This window comes from Gemmatimonadales bacterium, from assembly GCA_036265815.1.
In the GTDB taxonomy this organism is placed as follows: Bacteria; Gemmatimonadota; Gemmatimonadetes; order Gemmatimonadales; family GWC2-71-9; genus CAVVWJ01.
This window is the reverse complement of record DATAOI010000072.1, coordinates 1-15,694: the sequence shown is the minus strand read 5'-3', so window position 1 is coordinate 15,694 and position 15,694 is coordinate 1. Positions and strand designations below refer to the sequence as shown.

The window sequence follows — 15,694 nt, the reverse complement described above, 5'->3', positions numbered from 1 at the left end:
CGTTCAACTGCCCGCTTTGAGCTGCTGAATGACGCGCTGGGTGAGATCGAGCGACTTGTCGGCGGTCACGATGCCGCTGTTGGGCGAGCTCACATCGAAGATGATCGCGTAGTTGCCGGCGGCGCGGATGCCCTCGATGACGCTGTTCACCTTGCCCTGGATCGGATCGAGCAGCTCGCGCTCCCGGGTGCCGGCCTTCTGCTGGAGCTCCTGGGTGCGCTGCTCCAGCTTCTGCTGTTGCCCCTCGAGGTCCTTCCGCTTGGCGGTGCGCTGCGTCGGGCTCAGCAACACCGACTGCTGCTCGAAGTCGGAGGCGGATGAATCCAGCGTCGCCTGCAGCTTCTGCACTTCGCTCCGGTAAGTCGCGAGCTCCTTGGTGAACGTCGACTCGGCCTGGGCGTAGCCCGGGGTCTGCTTGAGGATGGCCTGCGTGTTGACGTAGGCGAGCTTCGCCCCCCCTCCCTGCTGTGCGGCCAGCGGCGCCGCAAGGCAGAGGACGGTGACCAGACAAGCCCAGTTTCCCACGACGGTCAGCTTCATGCTGTGCTCCCGATGAAAGGTGCGTACGACTCTAGTAGAAGTTGCCCAGCTTGAAATGCAGTTGCCAGCCCGGCGCCGGTCGGCCCTGCGAATCCACCTTGTCGAATCCATAGCCCAGGTCGATGCCGATGGGCCCCAGAGGCGACACCACGGCCGCCCCGAATCCCGCGCCCCGGAAGAGCCGGGTGGGGTCCCACTGCCGGGCCTCACGATAGACGTTGCCGGCATCGAAGAAGGCGTCCACATAGAGCGACTGGCTGACCCGGGCGCCGGCTTCGACCGTGAAGGCCGCGAACGACTTGCCGAACGCGTCCGCGCTCGCCTGGTTGCCGCTGGCCCCGGGGTCGAACCCGTTGGGGGTGATGGAGAACTCATCGTAGCCGCGGAGCGGGATGCCGTACTGCACGCCGCCCAGCGAATAGAGCTCGGTGAAGAACGGGCCCGCGTCGCCAAAGATGAATCCCGACTTCATGCTGAGCCCAAGCACGAACTGTACCCCGGCGCCGAGTTGCCCGCCCCCGCCCAGGGTGCCAAGGGGTGCATACCACTTGCCCTCGAGGTCCACCTTCCGGTAGTCGCCGGTGCCGCCCAGAAAGCCGCCGTTGAGCTCGCCGCTGACGTTCGCCAGTGAGCCGCCGGTCGCGAACGGCAGGCCGACCCGGGTGTCGCGCAGGATGCTGCTGCCGATGGTGGAGCGGCTGCAGGCGCTGCAACTGAAGCGGGCCCGCAGGTCGGCCGATCCCTCGGTGTATCGCACCCGCTGGTAGGAGTACGAGGTGAACAGCCGGGTGTAGCGGGAGCCGAAGAAGGGGAACCCGAGCTGCAGGCTGCCCCCGGTCTGCTTCCGGCGTCCGAGGTCACCCACGGTGAACCGGGCGCGGGAATCGAACAGCGAGACCGTGCCGGAGATTCGACTCTCCCGGATGGCCGGATCGGTATAGCTCAGGGTGAAGTCGTTGATGTTCTTGCCGAACTGCCACTGGAGCTTGCCGCGCTTGCCGCGGCCGAACAGGTTCGGCTCCTCCAGTCCGAGGAACCCTCCGACTCCGGTGCCCTGCCCCAGCGATGCGCCGAAATTGATGTTGCCGGTCCGGCGCTCCTCGACCCGGAAGACGATGTCCACATCGACGCCGTTGGCGGACGGCTTGACGTCGGGATTGGGCAGCGGCTGCTGGAAGAATCCCAGGTTGGAGATGTTCTGGTAGGACCGGATCAGGCGCTCCTGGCTGAAGAGATCGCCAGGGAGCATCACGATCGCCTCCCGGATGACCCGCTCGTGGGTCACGTCGTTGCCCACGATCTCCACCTTGTTGATCGTGGCGGGCGATCCTTCCCGAATACTCCAGCGCAAGTCGATGATGGGGGTTCCGTCGGGCCCGGTGCGCTTGGTCTCCACCGGTTCGACATGGGCGTAGATGTAGCCGTTGTTGGCATAGGCGGTCGCCACCTTCTGGGTGGCGTCCTCCCATTCCGAGCGGCTGAACGGCCGAGGCCCTCCCACCGGAGCGCCGCTGAGTCCTATGGGCCCGAAGGGATAGAATGCCTGCAGCTCCTCCGAGGAGAACCGGCGGTTGCCCTCGATGTCGAAGGTGCCGACGTGATACGCCTGCCCCTCGTCCACGCTGAGCTTGAGCACGGCCTTGCCGCCCGCCGAGTCCGCCACCAGGGAGTCGTGGGTCACCTGGAAGTCGACGAATCCCTGGTCGGCGTACCAGCGCGGGAGCCGCTCGCGCACGTCCTGATCCACCTTCCGCTCGTCGTACTCTCCCTTCTGGAACCACCAGAACCCTTCCGGCTTGGTGGCCATGTGCTTGACCACGGCCTTGTCGCCGAAGCGCTTGTTGCCGTCGACCTCGACCTGGCTGATCGCCACCCGCTCGCCCTCGTTCACGTCGAAGACGATCCGCACGGCTCCGCCGGCCTGCGCCAGCTCCAGCGCCTTCACCTCCGCCGCGTAGTAGCCGTCGTGCTTGTACAGCGAGTCGATGGCGGCCCGGGACTGCTCCACCGCATTGCGGTCGACCGGCCGCTTCTCGGTGAGCTTGACCCGCCCCTTGACCTCGTTCTCCGGGAGTTTGCGCACGCCGCGAACTGCCCACCTCTCCAGCACGGGACGCTCTTTGACCTTGATGGCAAGCACCAGCCGATCACCGGCCGCGCGCTGCTCCACCAGAACGTCATCGAACTGCCCGGTCCGAAAGAGGGCCGTGATGGCCCGCTGAATGTCGCGGTAGTTGGTGGGTTGGTGAACGATGATGCCGGAGGTGCCGACGATCTGGGCGGCGCTCAAGCGCACGTTTCCCTCGACCGCGATGCTGTCGACCGCGGGCGGGGTCTCCTCCTGTGCGCGAAGCGCCGCCGGCGCTCCCAGGACGGAGGCGACGGCGGCGAAGATGAGAGGGAAGCGGTGCATCACGAGTGGGTGGGGGGTGAGCACGCCGGGCCCCCGAAGGAGCCCGGCGTGGCGCCCTAGGCCCGGGTGCCGGTCAGCGCCCGGAAGGCCAACCGCTCGCCGTCGGGCGCCACATCCACCTCGATCTCGTCGCCCCGGCCGAAGTCTCCCATCAGGATCTTCTCGCTGAGGGGATCCTCGATGTAGCGCTGAATGGAGCGCTTGAGAGGCCGGGCGCCGAAGTTCTGGTCGTAGCCCTTCTCGACCAGGAAGTCGACCGCTGCGGGCGTGAGCTTGACCTCGTCGCCCAGCCGCCGCTGCACCTCGCGGAGCAGGATGGTGACGATCTGCGCGATGTGGTCCTTGTCCAGCGGGTGAAAGACGATGACGTCGTCCAACCGGTTCAAGAACTCCGGGTTGAAGACCTTGTTCATCTCCTCTTTCACCGTCTCCTGCATCTTCTCGAAGTTGCCCTTCACATCCCCGCCGTGGAAACCGAGAGTCTTGCCCTGCATGATGTCCCGGGCCCCCACGTTGGAGGTCATGATCACGACCGTGTTCTTGAAGTCGATCATCCGCCCGTAGTTGTCCGTGAGGTGGCCCTCATCCAGCACCTGGAGCAGGATGTTGAACACATCCGGGTGCGCCTTCTCGATCTCGTCCAGAAGGACGACGGAGTAGGGCTTCCGCCGCACAGCCTTGGTCAGAGTGCCCGAATCCTCGTAGCCCACATAACCCGGAGGGGCGCCGATCAGCCGGGAGACGGAGAACTTCTCCATGTACTCCGACATGTCCACCCGGATGAGGGCCTGGGCGTCGGCGAACAGGAACTTGGCCAGCGCGCGGGCCAGCTCGGTCTTGCCGACCCCGGTGGGGCCGGAGAAGATGAACGAGCCGATCGGCCGGTTGGGGTCCTTGAGCCCGGCGCGGGACCGGCGGATGGCGCGGGAGACGGCCTTGATGGCCTCGTCCTGCCCCACCACGGACCCGTGAATCTCGTCTTCCATCCGCATCAGCCTGGAGGCCTCCGCCTCCTGCAGGCGGGTGACCGGAATCCCGGTCCAGCGCGAGACGATGAAAGCGATGGCCTCCTCGTCGATCAGCGGGCGGCGGGTCTGCCGCTCACGTTCCCACTCCTCGTTCTTGAGGCGGATCTGGTTCTGCAGGTCCCGCTCCTGATCACGCAGCGACGCGGCGCGCTCGAAGTTCTGGTCGCGAACCGCATCCTCCTTCTGGAGGTTGACTTTCTCCAGGGCGGCCTTGAGCTCGGCCACCTCGGCCGGCGGCACCTGAGACGCCAGCCGGGCGCGCGCGCCGGCCTCGTCGATGACGTCGATCGCCTTGTCCGGCAGGAAGCGGTCGGTGATGTAGCGCTCCGACAGCTCGGCGGCGGCCTCGAGGGTGCCGTCGGGAATGCTGATCCGGTGGTGATCCTCGTACTTCTTCCTCAAGCCCTTGAGGATCTCGACGGTCTCCTCCACCGTGGGTGGCTCCACCACGACGGTCTGGAAGCGCCGCTCCAACGCGCCGTCCTTCTCGATGTACTTCCGGTACTCGTTGAGCGTGGAGGCCCCGACGCACTGCAGCTCGCCCCGCGCGAGCGCGGGCTTGAGCATGTTGGACGCGTCGATGGCGCCTTCGGCGGCGCCGGCGCCCACCAGGGTGTGCAGCTCATCGATGAACAGGATGATCTGCTTGTTCTGGGCGATCTCGTTCATGACCGCCTTGAGTCGCTCCTCGAACTGACCCCGGTACTTGGTGCCCGCGATGACCGCGGCCATGTCGAGCGAGAGCACCCGGTGATCGCGCAGCACGTCGGGGCAGAGCCCGTTGGCGATGAGAAGCGCGAGTCCTTCGACGATGGCCGTCTTGCCGACGCCAGGCTCGCCGATGAGCACCGGATTGTTCTTCTTCCGGCGCGCCAGGATCTCCATCACCCGCTCGATTTCCTTGGCCCGGCCGATGGTCGGGTCGAGCTGGCCCTCGGCGGCGAGCTGAGTGAGATCGCGGCAGAAATGATCGAGCGCCGGGGTCTTGGACTTCTTCTCCGACTTGGGCGCGGAGGCGGGCTGTCCGGACGAGCTGCCGCTGGCCGAGGTCTGGGGCATGTCACTCCCCAGGAGCCGCAGCGTTTCGGCGCGGGACTGCTCGAGATTGACGCCGGCATCGGTGAGGACCTGGGCGGCGATTCCCTTCTCCTCGCGCAAGAGCCCGAGCAGCAGGTGCTCGGTGCCGACGTAGGAGTGGTTCAGCTCGCGCGCCTCGGTCATGGCGAGTTCGAGCACCTTCTTGGCCCGGGAGGTGTACGGAAGGTCGGGACCGGCAGCGGCCGCCGCTTTTCCCTTCTTGACCGTCTCCTCGATCTTCTGCTGAATATCCTCGAGGTCGACGTTCAGGTTGGTGAGGACAGCCGCCGCCACGCCCTCGCCTTCGCGGATCAGGCCGAGGAGAATGTGCTCGGTGCCGACGTATTCGTGATGCAGCCGGGCCGCCTCTTCGCGGGCCATCTGCAGGACCTTGCGGACACGATCAGTAAAATTGTAGCCGTTCATCGCGGTACCCTACGTTGCTCCGAAGGCCGTCGTCGCGGCTCATCCACGGCGCCCTACTTCGGATTCCAACACTTTTCGCACGAACCGTGCCCGCCGGACCGGCAGGTCCGATTCATCCGGCGCCACCCCTTCGGCCACGGCGAGGTGCGCCGGCTGGGTATAGATCAGGAGCTTGTTGAGCGTGTACATCCCGACGTCGGGGATCAGCTTCACCCCCACGCCGAGCCGTACGCCACTCAGCAAGTTCATCGCCTCCTCGAACGATAGCGACCGCGCGTAGCGGAGGAGTCCGTAGGCCCGCCAGACCTTGTCTTCGATGATGGCCGGCGCGTCGCGCAACAGCACCTGGCGAGCCTGCTCCTCGTAGTCCATGACCTGACGGACCATCTTGCCGAGGTGGTCCAGCAGCTCGTGCTCCGAGCTACCGAGCGTCGTCTGATTCGACAACTGAAAAAAGTTGCCGACGACTTCGCTCCCCTCGCCATAGAGACCGCGGAAGGTCAGCCCGACCTGCGCGAGTCCCTGCAACACCTTTGAGATTTCCTTGGTGAGCACCAGCCCGGGCAGGTGGATCAGCACCGAGGCCCGGAGGCCCGTCCCGACGTTGGTCGGACACGAGGTAAGATAACCGAATTCCGCATGAAATGCGAATGCAAGTCGTTGTCCCAGTTCGGCGTCGAGCCGGTCGACTTCGGCGTAGGTCTGCTCCAGCGCGAAGCCGGAGTGGAGCCCCTGGAGGCGCAGGTGATCCTCCTCGTTCAGCATCACGCCGAGCCGGTCCTGGACCAGCACGGACGCGCCGGACCGGGCGCGCCCCTCGGCGTCGAGGCCCGCCAGCTCCTTGCTCACCAGATGCCGCTCGTGCAGCAGCTGGCGGTCGATCCGGTCCATCCGGTCGAGCCGGAACTTGGTGGCCCCCCGAAGCGCCACGGTTTCCCTGGCCGCCCGCTCGACGGAATCGAGGATCTCCTCCCGCTCGGTCTCCGAGTTCCGGACCTGAAAAATGTGGCCGGTGAGATTCCGGGCGAGACGGATCCGGGTCGACAGCACCAGATGGCTGGAGGGGCCGCTGGCATCGAGCCAGCCCACGCCACCGTCGGTCAAGAGGCTCAGATCGATCATTCCATCACCCTCAGACGATCCCGCAGCTCGGCGGCGAGCTCGAAGTTCTCGCTTTCCACCGCCACCCGCAGCTGTTCCCTGAGCTCGGCCGCCTTCTCCCGGCCGTTGGACCTGACCTCACCCCGCTCGGCGTAGCGCTCCCCCATGTGGTGGGTGGACCCGTGCAGCCGCCGGAGCAGGTCGCGCAGCGGCACCTCGAACGAGCGGTAGCAGTCGGGGCAGCCGAGCCGGCCGCTCTCCCGGAAGTCCTGCAGCGAGCCGCCGCAGGTCGCGCAGGTGTCGCTGGAGCGGGGCGCGGGGGACTGCTCCGGAAGCTCCTTGCCCATGGCCGCGAGGAAGCTTCCCAGCGGCGTCTTGGCCACGGCCCCGGGGCTGTCCACGCCCTTCTCCGCCGCACACCGCTCGCAGAGGTGCAGCGTCGTCACCTGCTCGTTCACGATCTGGGTCAGGTGGATCACCGCCTCGCGCTCGCGGCATTGGTCGCAGGACATCAGGGCATCGACTCCACGCCGGAGAGCGGCACCAGCCGGCCACCCTCGAGCGACAGCACCCGGTCGGCCCGGCCGGCCAGCAGGCGGTTGTGGGTGACCACCACGAGGGCGGTTTCGAATTCCCGGGAGAGCCGGGCGAAGAGCTCGTGCAGCCGCTCGCTGTTGCCGTAGTCCAGGTTGCCGGACGGCTCGTCGGCGAGCACCACCAGCGGATCGGCGGCCAGCGCCCGGGCCACGGCCGCGCGCTGCTGCTCCCCGCCGGAGAGCGCCGAAGGCCGGTGCGACATTCTCCCGGCCAGGCCGACTGCCGCCAGCAGCTCCTCCGCCCGGGAGCGCGCGCGACTCTCGTCCTCGCCCGCGATCAGGAGCGGCATCATCACGTTCTCCAGCGCCGTGAACTCCCGCAACAGGTGATGGAACTGGAACACGAATCCCACTTTCCGGTTCCGAATGGCCGCGAGCTGGGCCGGACTCTGCTCCGCGTAGACCTGGCCGTCGAGCCGCACGCTGCCACCCGTGGGCACGTCCAGGGCACCGAGCAGGTGCAGCAGCGTGCTCTTCCCCGATCCGCTAGCCCCCACGATGGCGACGAACTCGCCCCGGCTCACCGCCAGGTCGACGCCGGTCAGCACCTGGATGGGAGTGCCGTCTCCACCCTGGTAGACCTTTCTCAAGTCCGTGGCCTCGAGGATCGCGCTCATTCGTGCCGGATCGCATCGACCGGCGTGAGGCCGGCCGCGGAGCGCGAGGGATACACGGTCGCGAGCAGCGCGATCGCCAGGCTCGCGACCACCACGATCAGCGCGTCCGTCGCCTCGACGTGAACCGGCAGGTGATCGATGAAGTACACGGCTGGATTGATCCGGACCCATCCCGACTTGTCCACCACGTATGAAACCGTCAGGCCTACCACCAGACCGATCGCTGTACCGATCACACCGATGACGGCGCCCTGCAGCAGGAAGACGCGGGCCACGGCCGGCGAGGTGAGCCCCATAGCGCGGAGGATGCCGATCTCCCGCGTCTTATCGGCCACCACCATGATCAGGGTGCCGACGATGTTGAACGCCGCCACCACCATGATGAAGAAGATAATCAGTCCCATGGCCAGCTTCTCGAGCTGGAGGGCGCTGAACAGGCTGACATTCTGGGTCTGCCAATCGAGCACCCGATACGGGTAGCCGAGGCGCTTCTCGATCGCCGCGCCGATCTCGGGGGCGCGATCGGGATCCACCACCCGCACCGCGATGCCCGAGACCGCGTCCCCCAGCCCGGTGAAGCGCTGGGCAACCTCTCTCGAGATCACCACGAACTGGTTGTCGTACTGAAACATTCCGGTCTGGAACAGCCCACTGACCTCGAACTTCCAGAATCGCGGCACTGCCATGCCGATGGCGGGGTTGACCTTGGCCTGGGTGACGGGGACCAGGGTCACGACGTCGCCTGGGTACACCGACAGCCGGGCCGCCAACCGGCTGCCCAGCAGGATCCCGCCGTCGGTTCCCGGCTTGGTCGCACGAAACGACAGGTCTCCCTTGACGATCGACTGCGGCAAGGAGGTGACCGATCGAGTCCCGGTGTCCGGGTCGAATCCGACCAGGTTCACGCCTTCGCCGTAGTCCTGGCCCGCCGTGATGCCCGCCTGACTGATGACCTCGGGCGCGGCGGCCACCACCCCCGGCTGTTTCCGTACCTGCAGCAGGACGCGACGCCAGTCATCCAGCCGGAGTCCGGCGCCGAAGGTGAGCACGCGGAGGTGCGGGTTGGCCACCAGAATGCGCTCGCGCAGATCGTCGCGCAGCCCGTTCATGACCCCCAGCACGACGATCAGCGCCATGACGCCGACGGCCACCCCGCCGGTGGAGATGATGGTGTTGAGTGACGCCACCCGGGAGCTGCGCCGGCTCCTCAGGTAGCGTTGCGCGATTCGCCACTCCAGCCGGGACGGCCAACGGAAGATGGCCCGGAGATCCGCCCGCTCGCCCGCCGCCGACGCCGCCATTTAGCCCTCCGGCCGCATCGCGGGGAACAGAATGACGTCGCGGATCGAGGCCTGGCCGGCGATGGTCATCATCAGCCGGTCGACGCCCAGGCCGACGCCGCCAGCAGGCGGCATGCCGTACTCCAGGGCGCGGATGTAGTCGGCATCGAAGCTGTGAGCCTCCTCGTCGCCGGCGGTGCGTTGCCGGCCTTGCTCCTCGAAGCGGCGCCGCTGGTCGTCCGGATCGTTGAGCTCGCTGAAGGCATTGGCCAGCTCCCGGCCGTTCACGAACAGCTCGAAGCGCTCGGTGAGCGATGGGTCCCGGCGGTGCTCCTTGGCCAGCGGCGAGAGCGCTTTGGGGTAGTCCATCACGAAAGTGGGCTGGACCAGATACGGCTCGGCCACGGTCTTGAAGACCTCGTCCTGCAGGCGTCCCCCGGACAAGAGGGCCACGGCGTCGGGCTCGGCACCTGCCCGGAGCAGCACGCTCCGCATCTCCTCCTCGCCGGCGGTGCGGAGATCCAACCCGCAGCGCTCCCGGACTGCGTCGATGAACTGTACCCGGGCGAACGGACGGCTGAAGTCCAGCGTGGTGCCCCAGCGCTCCAGCACCCGGGTCCCGGTGCAGTGCTCGACCGCGCCCGCCACCATGGCCTCGGTGAGCTCCATCATGTCGGTGTAGTCGGCGTAGGCCTGGTAGGCCTCCAACATCGTGAACTCGGGATTGTGGGTCCGGTCCATACCCTCATTGCGGAAGTCGTGCCCGATCTCGTACACCCGCTCCAGTCCGCCCACCAGCAGCCGCTTGAGGTACAGCTCGTCGGCAATCCGGAGATAGAGCGGCATGTCGAGCGCGTTGTGCCGGGTCATGAAGGGCCGCGCAGCCGCCCCACCGTACAGGGGCTGCAGGATTGGGGTCTCCACCTCGAGAAATCCCCGCTCGTCGAGCAACCGCCGGAGGAAGCGGATGGCCTCAGCCCGCTGGATGAAGACGGCGCGGACCTCCGGGTGCACCGCCAGGTCGGCGTATCGCTGGCGGTAGCGCACCTCGGGGTCCTGCAGGGCTCCAAAGGTGACAGCGCCCTCGGGCCCCACCTGGGTCTTCCCCCTCGGGAGTGGACGGAGCGACTTGGCCAGCAGGGTAAGCGTGGCGGCGCGGACGGTGATCTCGCCCTTTTTGGTGCGGAACAGATGGCCGCTCACTCCGACATGGTCGTCCAGGTCCAGCCGCTCGAGCAGCCCATAGCAGTCACCGAGCTGATCGCTCCGGAGGTAGATCTGCATCCGACCGGAGCCGTCCTCCAGGTGGAGAAACGTGGTCTTGCCCTGAGACCGGAGCGCCACGATCCGCCCGGCGACGGACACGGCGGGTCCCTCGTCGCCCATCGCGTCCTGATAGAGGGCCAGCGCCTCCGCCGCCAGGTGGGAGCGATCGAAGCGGTAGGCGAAGGCGGGCACTCCCGACGCCTCCAGCGCCGCCCGCTTGGTGCGGCGGGCTTCCTCCGGGACCGACCGATCGATCTCCTCGCTCACGCCGCCTTGCCTCCGAACCGCTTGAGATACGCCTGGATGAAGGTGTCCAGGTCGCCGTCCATCACCCGTTGTACGTCACCGATCTTCACTTCGGTTCGGTGATCGTTCACCATGGTGTACGGCTGGAAGACGTAGGAGCGGATCTGGTTCCCCCAGGAGTTGTCCGTCTTGGTGGCCTCGACCACCGCCCTGGCGGCCTCCTGCTCCTCCAACTTCTTCTGGTAGATAGCGGCTCGCAACATCTTCATGGCGGTGGCGCGGTTCTTGGTCTGGCTCCGCTCCTGCTGGCAGGAGACCACGACGCCGGTGGGCAGGTGGGTGAGCCGCACGGCGGAGGACGTCTTGTTGACGTGCTGCCCGCCCGCCCCCGAGGCACGGAAGACGTCCATCTTGATGTCCTCCTCCCGGAGGTCGATCTCGATGGTGTCGTCGATGTCGGGATACACGAACACCGAGGCGAAAGAGGTATGCCGGCGGGCCTGCGAATCGTAGGGTGAGATCCGGACCAGGCGATGCACCCCCTTCTCCGCTTTGAGGTAGCCGTAGGCGTACTCGCCCTTGATTTCGATGGAGACCGATTTGATCCCGGCCTCTTCGCCGGGCAGCAGATCGAGGATCGCCACCTGAAACCCGTGCCGCTCCGCCCACCGGACGTACATCCGCATGAGCATCTCGGCCCAGTCCTGGGACTCGGTGCCGCCCGCCCCCGGATGGATCGTGAGGAGGGCGTCGCGACGGTCGTCCGGCCCCTGCAGCATCGCCTGCAGCTGGAACGCCTCGACCCGCTGGGCGAGCGTCTCGGCCTCGCGGCCGACCTCGGCCTGCATCCCCTCGTCGGGCTCCAGCTCGAGCAGCTGCGCCATCTCCAATGCGCCCTGGAGGCTCTGATCCAGCTCTTCGTACGGCGTCACCCACGCCTTCAGCGCCTTGAGCTCCTGCACTGAGCTCCGGGCGGCGTCGGCGTTGGACCAGAACCCGGCCTCCGCCTGCTGGGCCTCGAGCGCCTTCAGGCGCTCCGCTTTGCCTGGCAGGTCAAAGAAAGTCTCGGAGCTCGGTGACCCGGCGATGCAGCTCCGCGAGATTTTCCACCAGTTCGGACATGCCGTCTACTCCATGGAATGAGGACCGAGGACCGGTGCCGACCGGCAAGCCGGCTAACGAGCGAGCCGCCAACGAGCGAGCCGCTCGTCCGCCAGGGGGCGGAGGAACGGCTCGGGGAACAGAAATATAGCGGCGCTCAGAAGATCTGGCGACCGCCGGCGAGGATCTCGTTCAGCGCTTCCTTGAAGTAGCCGGTGGACTCCGCCACGTCACGGCCGACCTGATCGGAATATTCCTCCCAGCTCTTCTTGATCTCGTCCTCGAACAACTGTTTGAGGGTCCCGTCGCGCAGGCCCTCCTGCCGCTTCACCGGATGGTAGACCACCATGTCCGAGATCAGCGCCCGGGCGAGCCGCCGGGCTTTGAGGGCCGGATCCTGGGAAAGGAACGGATTCACCGGACGGCCCGAAGAAGCGGGTCGGGCGGCCGGAGCCGCCGTGGCCGGCTGGGGCGGAGCGGCCGGCGAAGGAGGCGTGGCTGCAGAAGGAGCCGGGGGCGCCGAGGCTGACCGGGCAGGCGCGGCAGATGGCTCCGGCGGTCGCATCACGGGAGCGGCTGGACCGCCCGGGGCGGCTGGCCGGGAGGAGACGGCCGGCTTGGACGCGCTGGGCACCGCGCGCGGCGGCAGATTGGGCGAGCGCGACCCAGCGGGTGGCGCCGTCGCTGACGCTGGCGCGCTCGCTGACGCTGGCGCCGTCGCGGGGGCGGGAGCCGGCGCCGGGGAAGCGACGCGCGGCGGCGCGGGTACCGAGGGTGCGGCGGAGCTCACTGGCGCGGGGGCGGCCGGCGGGGCCGAAGGAACCGGGGGTGGCGGTGGCGCCGGGGCCGGCGCTGCGCGCTGAGTGCCTGCCTGGCTGGCCGCCGGCGTCGGCGCGGAATCCCTGCGGACCGCGAACACCGCGCTGCACACGGTACACCGCGCCCGAACGCCCGCATCGGGGACTTTGACCGGGTCTACCCGGTAGACCGTCGCACAATTGGGACAGGTCACGTTCATCTGGTGATCCTCACGGCTGCTCCCTGAATTCCGATCCGGGCCGCTCCTCGCCGTTGGTTCCCTGGCGACGGTCGACCACGAAGACCGAGCCGGGCAATGTCTTCGCGTAGCTCTTCATCTCGGTGGCAAGCTCGCTGACCTGGGCCGGATGTGCAAATCGGCGGTGCCGGTTGGTGACGATGCCGATCGAGAGCGTCATGAGCGGGACCCGGTGGAGCTGGCCCCGGCGGTCCTTGCCGAAGAAATAGCCGGCGCGTCGGTCCTGCTCGTTGTACTGCAGCGGGATCAGGGTGTCGAAGACGTCGAGGATCTCGCTGCAGACCGGACTGATCTCCGCCGCGGGAACGACGAAGATGAAGTCATCACCCCCGATATGTCCCACGAATCCCTTGGGGCCGAGCAGTCCTTTGACCACGTCGTGGAGGATGCGGGAGAGCAGATAGATCACCCGATCGCCGTCATAATAGCTGTAGCGGTCGTTGAACTCCTTGAAGTGATCCAGGTCGGCATAGCAGACCGCGAAGTCCTGGGTCGACTCCAGCCGGCGACGGATCTCGCGCTCGATCTCGGTGGTCCCGGGGAGGCGGGTCGAGGGATGTACCGAGACGTCGCGCTCGGTCCGGACCAGCATCGCATCGAGCCGAGCCCGTTGCTCGGCCGGCGAGAAGATGCCGGTGATCACCTCGTCCGATCCGGCCCCGAACCAGGACTGGACCTGCTCGGGATGGTGGTCGGCCGCGAGGACGGTCACCGGGACAATGGCGGTGAAGGCATCGCTCTTGAGCCGCCGGACCAGGCTCACCCCCTCGGGCCGGGCCCCGTTCCCATCGACGAACAGGAGACAGGGATGCCCGCGCAGCACGATGGCCTCCACCTCTTCCGGTTGGCCGAACACCAGGAGGGGAAACTCGTTGGCCGACGCCCAGTGACGGACGAGAGTGGGCACCGGGCATTCGTCCGGCGAATAGAAGAGAATCGTCGGGCGAGTCCGCACCCAAAGCCTCTGTTAAGGGTTTATCCCAAGCTAATTTGGGAACCCCGATCGGCCAAGCCTCGGGGGTGCTGCTAGAGCGGCTTGGCTTCGTCGATCAGCATGATGGGGATGCCGTCCTCGACCGGGTAGATCAGACGGCAGGCGTGGCAGACGAGCGCTTCCGGGGCGGTACGATACTCCAGCTCGCCCTTGCACTTGGGGCACACGAGGATCTGCAGCAGCTCGGGGGCCAGACTCATGCCGTCTCCTTTCCGGACGACCGGCGCGCGGCCGCGGCGGGGGTGGACTCGGGAAATCCGAAGCGGGTCAGCGCCGTGGAACTCTTGCGCCAGTTGGGCAGCACCTTGACCCACGAGTCGAGGTAGACGGGTGCGCCGATCAGCTCTTCCAGGCGGGACCGGGCGTGGGCGCCGATGGCTTTGATGGTTTCGCCGCCTTGCCCGATGACCATTCCCTTCTGCGACTCCCGCTCGACGAACAGCGTCACCCGAATGTACACCGGCCGTTCGGCTTCGCGAAACTCCTCGACTTCCGCCGTGAAGGCGTAGGGCAGCTCGTCGCCCAGCCGTGCAAAGGCCGCCTCGCGGAGGTACTCGACGACGAAGAAGCGGAGGGGCTGGGTGCCGACGTCATCCGGAGCGAACTCGAACTCGCGCTCGGGGAGGAGCGGGCGGATGCGCTCGAGCAGGTGGTCGATCCCTTCCTGGGCGGCGGCCGCGACCACGACGGCATCGCGCTCCAGCGCGTCGCGGCGCCCGGGCCAGAGGAGATCGCCCTTGGTATAGACGGTGAGGATTGGCGCGGACGGCGGCTGAGCCAGGCCGGCCACCTCGCGGAACGGGGGCGCGGGGGCGTCGGGCGCGGGATGGAGGTGGAGGATGACGTCTGCCCGCTGGATCGCGTCGAGCGCCAGCTCCCGCATGCGGACCTGCAGGAGATAGGCGGGATCGAGGAGGCCGGGAAGGTCGTGGAAAATGTATTGGGTGTCGTCCTCGGTGCGGAGCCCGGTCACGGGCAGCCGGGTGGCCTGGGCCCGGGGACTCACGATGGCCAGGTGCTGGCCGACCAGGGCGTTGAGCAGGGACGATTTTCCGACATTGGGTGCGCCGGCGAGGGCGATGTGGCCGGAACGGGGCATTGGGGGAAGGTATGGCGGGCAGGAAGGGGGGGAAAGACGGTAAGGGCGGGAAAGACGGTAAGGGCGGTAAGGTCGGGAGGTCTGCGGCCGCCGGAGCCGCACGGAGCTTAGATCGTGACTCGACGATCAAGACGGGCCATCCTCGGATGGTCCCGCCTGTTTGTTCCTTACCGTCCTTACCGCCCTTCCCGCCTCCGCCCGTCCCGCCTCCAAAACGAAAGCCCGGCTATCTCGCGATGGCCGGGCTTCGAAGGCAAGGCTGGCGACGGCCTACTCTCCCACCACCTCGCGGTGGCAGTACCATCGGCGCTGCAGGGCTTAACTGCCGTGTTCGGAATGGGAACGGGTGTGGCCCCTGCGCGCTAGTCGCCAGCCGATTTGGACTGGTCCCCGTGAGGGGACCAGCGACAATCGGGGGAATGGATGGTGTTCAGCATGAGGAACCAGCGGGAGAGATCAAACTGCACGGGCGATTAGTAGCGCTCGACTGAAGGGGTTGCCCCCCGTACATCTGCGCCCTATCAACCTGGTAGTCTCCCAGGGCCCTTTAGGGACCTTATGGTCCAGGAGTGTTCATCTTGGGGAGAGTTTCCCACTTAGATGCTTTCAGCGGTTATCTCCGCGCGACATCGCTACCGGGCGATACCCTTGGCAGGATAGCCCGTACACGAGCGGTCGCTTCGTCTCGGTCCTCTCGTACTAGAGACGACGCCCCTCAACACTCCCACGCCCACGACGGATACAGACCGAACTGTCTCACGACGTTCTGAACCCAGCTCATGTACCACTTTAACCGGCGAACAGCCGGACCCTTGGGACCTTCTCCAGCCCCAGGATGTGATAAGCCGACATC

General features: G+C 67.0%; 14 protein-coding genes and 2 rRNA genes. 1 reads left to right on the top strand and 15 read right to left on the bottom strand.

Translation table 11 applies throughout. The features are described 5' to 3' along the window. Positions 1–3: 3 nt before the first annotated feature. From VHR41_15480 to VHR41_15435, 10 genes are all read right to left on the bottom strand, one after another. Entirely contained in the window at positions 4–540 is a 537-nt protein-coding gene (locus VHR41_15480; protein ID HEX3235598.1) for an OmpH family outer membrane protein, read from the bottom strand. A gap of 31 nt (positions 541–571) precedes the next feature. Beyond that, positions 572–2,953: an outer membrane protein assembly factor BamA gene (gene bamA / locus VHR41_15475; protein HEX3235597.1), complete on the bottom strand. Its 2,382-nt coding sequence runs from the start codon at positions 2,951–2,953 to the stop codon at positions 572–574. Positions 2,954–3,009: 56 nt separating this feature from the next. Beyond that, positions 3,010–5,484 carry an ATP-dependent Clp protease ATP-binding subunit gene (locus VHR41_15470; protein ID HEX3235596.1) on the bottom strand — a complete coding sequence of 825 codons (2,475 nt, stop codon included), beginning with the start codon at positions 5,482–5,484 and terminating at the stop codon, positions 3,010–3,012. A 39-nt stretch (positions 5,485–5,523) separates the two neighbouring features. Further along, positions 5,524–6,606 (bottom strand): protein arginine kinase, encoded by a 1,083-nt coding sequence (locus VHR41_15465; GenBank protein ID HEX3235595.1) that lies wholly within the window; start codon positions 6,604–6,606, stop codon positions 5,524–5,526. Further along, on the bottom strand, positions 6,603–7,097 hold the full coding sequence (locus VHR41_15460; GenBank protein ID HEX3235594.1) for a UvrB/UvrC motif-containing protein: 495 nt from the start codon (positions 7,095–7,097) through the stop codon (positions 6,603–6,605). The genes VHR41_15465 and VHR41_15460 overlap by 4 nt, the downstream gene beginning before the upstream one ends. Beyond that, on the bottom strand, positions 7,097–7,798 hold the full coding sequence (locus VHR41_15455) for an ABC transporter ATP-binding protein (GenBank protein ID HEX3235593.1): 702 nt from the start codon (positions 7,796–7,798) through the stop codon (positions 7,097–7,099). The genes VHR41_15460 and VHR41_15455 overlap by 1 nt, the downstream gene beginning before the upstream one ends. Beyond that, complete coding sequence (locus VHR41_15450; GenBank protein ID HEX3235592.1) at positions 7,795–9,099, bottom strand: FtsX-like permease family protein; 1,305 nt, start codon at positions 9,097–9,099, stop codon at positions 7,795–7,797. Before VHR41_15450 ends, VHR41_15455 begins: the two co-directional genes overlap by 4 nt. Further along, positions 9,100–10,611 carry a lysine--tRNA ligase gene (gene lysS / locus VHR41_15445; GenBank protein ID HEX3235591.1) on the bottom strand — a complete coding sequence of 504 codons (1,512 nt, stop codon included), beginning with the start codon at positions 10,609–10,611 and terminating at the stop codon, positions 9,100–9,102. Next, positions 10,608–11,712 (bottom strand): peptide chain release factor 2 gene (prfB, locus tag VHR41_15440; protein ID HEX3235590.1). Its coding sequence is split into 2 segments (ribosomal slippage): positions 10,608–11,651 and positions 11,653–11,712, totalling 1,104 coding nucleotides; the frame shifts between segments, so codons are not numbered across the junction. Before prfB ends, lysS begins: the two co-directional genes overlap by 4 nt. Positions 11,713–11,848: 136 nt before the next feature. Further along, a complete protein-coding gene (locus tag VHR41_15435; protein ID HEX3235589.1) occupies positions 11,849–12,109 on the bottom strand; it encodes a hypothetical protein in 261 nt (86 codons plus the stop codon). A 40-nt stretch (positions 12,110–12,149) separates the two neighbouring features. On the opposite strand from VHR41_15435, the gene VHR41_15430 reads away from it, so the two are divergent. Next, the gene (locus VHR41_15430) at positions 12,150–12,554 is read left to right on the top strand and encodes a hypothetical protein (protein ID HEX3235588.1); all 405 of its coding nucleotides are present in this window, start codon (positions 12,150–12,152) and stop codon (positions 12,552–12,554) included. A gap of 165 nt (positions 12,555–12,719) precedes the next feature. Here VHR41_15430 and VHR41_15425 read toward each other — a convergent pair whose 3' ends face one another. The 5 genes from VHR41_15425 to VHR41_15405 all read right to left on the bottom strand — a co-directional run. Continuing rightward, on the bottom strand, positions 12,720–13,655 hold the full coding sequence (locus VHR41_15425) for a diguanylate cyclase (GenBank protein HEX3235587.1): 936 nt from the start codon (positions 13,653–13,655) through the stop codon (positions 12,720–12,722). A 119-nt stretch (positions 13,656–13,774) separates the two neighbouring features. Continuing rightward, complete coding sequence (locus VHR41_15420; GenBank protein ID HEX3235586.1) at positions 13,775–13,942, bottom strand: Trm112 family protein; 168 nt, start codon at positions 13,940–13,942, stop codon at positions 13,775–13,777. Continuing rightward, positions 13,939–14,841 carry a GTPase Era gene (gene era, locus VHR41_15415; protein ID HEX3235585.1) on the bottom strand — a complete coding sequence of 301 codons (903 nt, stop codon included), beginning with the start codon at positions 14,839–14,841 and terminating at the stop codon, positions 13,939–13,941. The genes VHR41_15420 and era overlap by 4 nt, the downstream gene beginning before the upstream one ends. Positions 14,842–15,098: 257 nt before the next feature. Then, positions 15,099–15,215: ribosomal RNA gene (gene rrf, locus VHR41_15410) — 5S ribosomal RNA — on the bottom strand. A 78-nt stretch (positions 15,216–15,293) separates the two neighbouring features. Further along, a 23S ribosomal RNA gene (locus VHR41_15405) occupies positions 15,294–15,694 on the bottom strand; the annotation flags it as partial.

Excerpts from the sequence above, each read along its gene's own strand:
- VHR41_15420 (HEX3235586.1), bottom strand. The coding sequence starts at position 13,942 with ATGAGTCTGGCCCCCGAGCTGCTGCAGATCCTCGTGTGCCCCAAGTGC.
- VHR41_15455 (HEX3235593.1), bottom strand. The coding sequence starts at position 7,798 with ATGAGCGCGATCCTCGAGGCCACGGACTTGAGAAAGGTCTACCAGGGT.
- era (HEX3235585.1), bottom strand. The coding sequence starts at position 14,841 with ATGCCCCGTTCCGGCCACATCGCCCTCGCCGGCGCACCCAATGTCGGA.
- VHR41_15480 (HEX3235598.1), bottom strand. The coding sequence starts at position 540 with ATGAAGCTGACCGTCGTGGGAAACTGGGCTTGTCTGGTCACCGTCCTC.
- bamA (HEX3235597.1), bottom strand. The coding sequence starts at position 2,953 with ATGCACCGCTTCCCTCTCATCTTCGCCGCCGTCGCCTCCGTCCTGGGA.
- VHR41_15470 (HEX3235596.1), bottom strand. The coding sequence starts at position 5,484 with ATGAACGGCTACAATTTTACTGATCGTGTCCGCAAGGTCCTGCAGATG.
- VHR41_15450 (HEX3235592.1), bottom strand. The coding sequence starts at position 9,099 with ATGGCGGCGTCGGCGGCGGGCGAGCGGGCGGATCTCCGGGCCATCTTC.
- VHR41_15465 (HEX3235595.1), bottom strand. The coding sequence starts at position 6,606 with ATGATCGATCTGAGCCTCTTGACCGACGGTGGCGTGGGCTGGCTCGAT.
- VHR41_15460 (HEX3235594.1), bottom strand. The coding sequence starts at position 7,097 with ATGTCCTGCGACCAATGCCGCGAGCGCGAGGCGGTGATCCACCTGACC.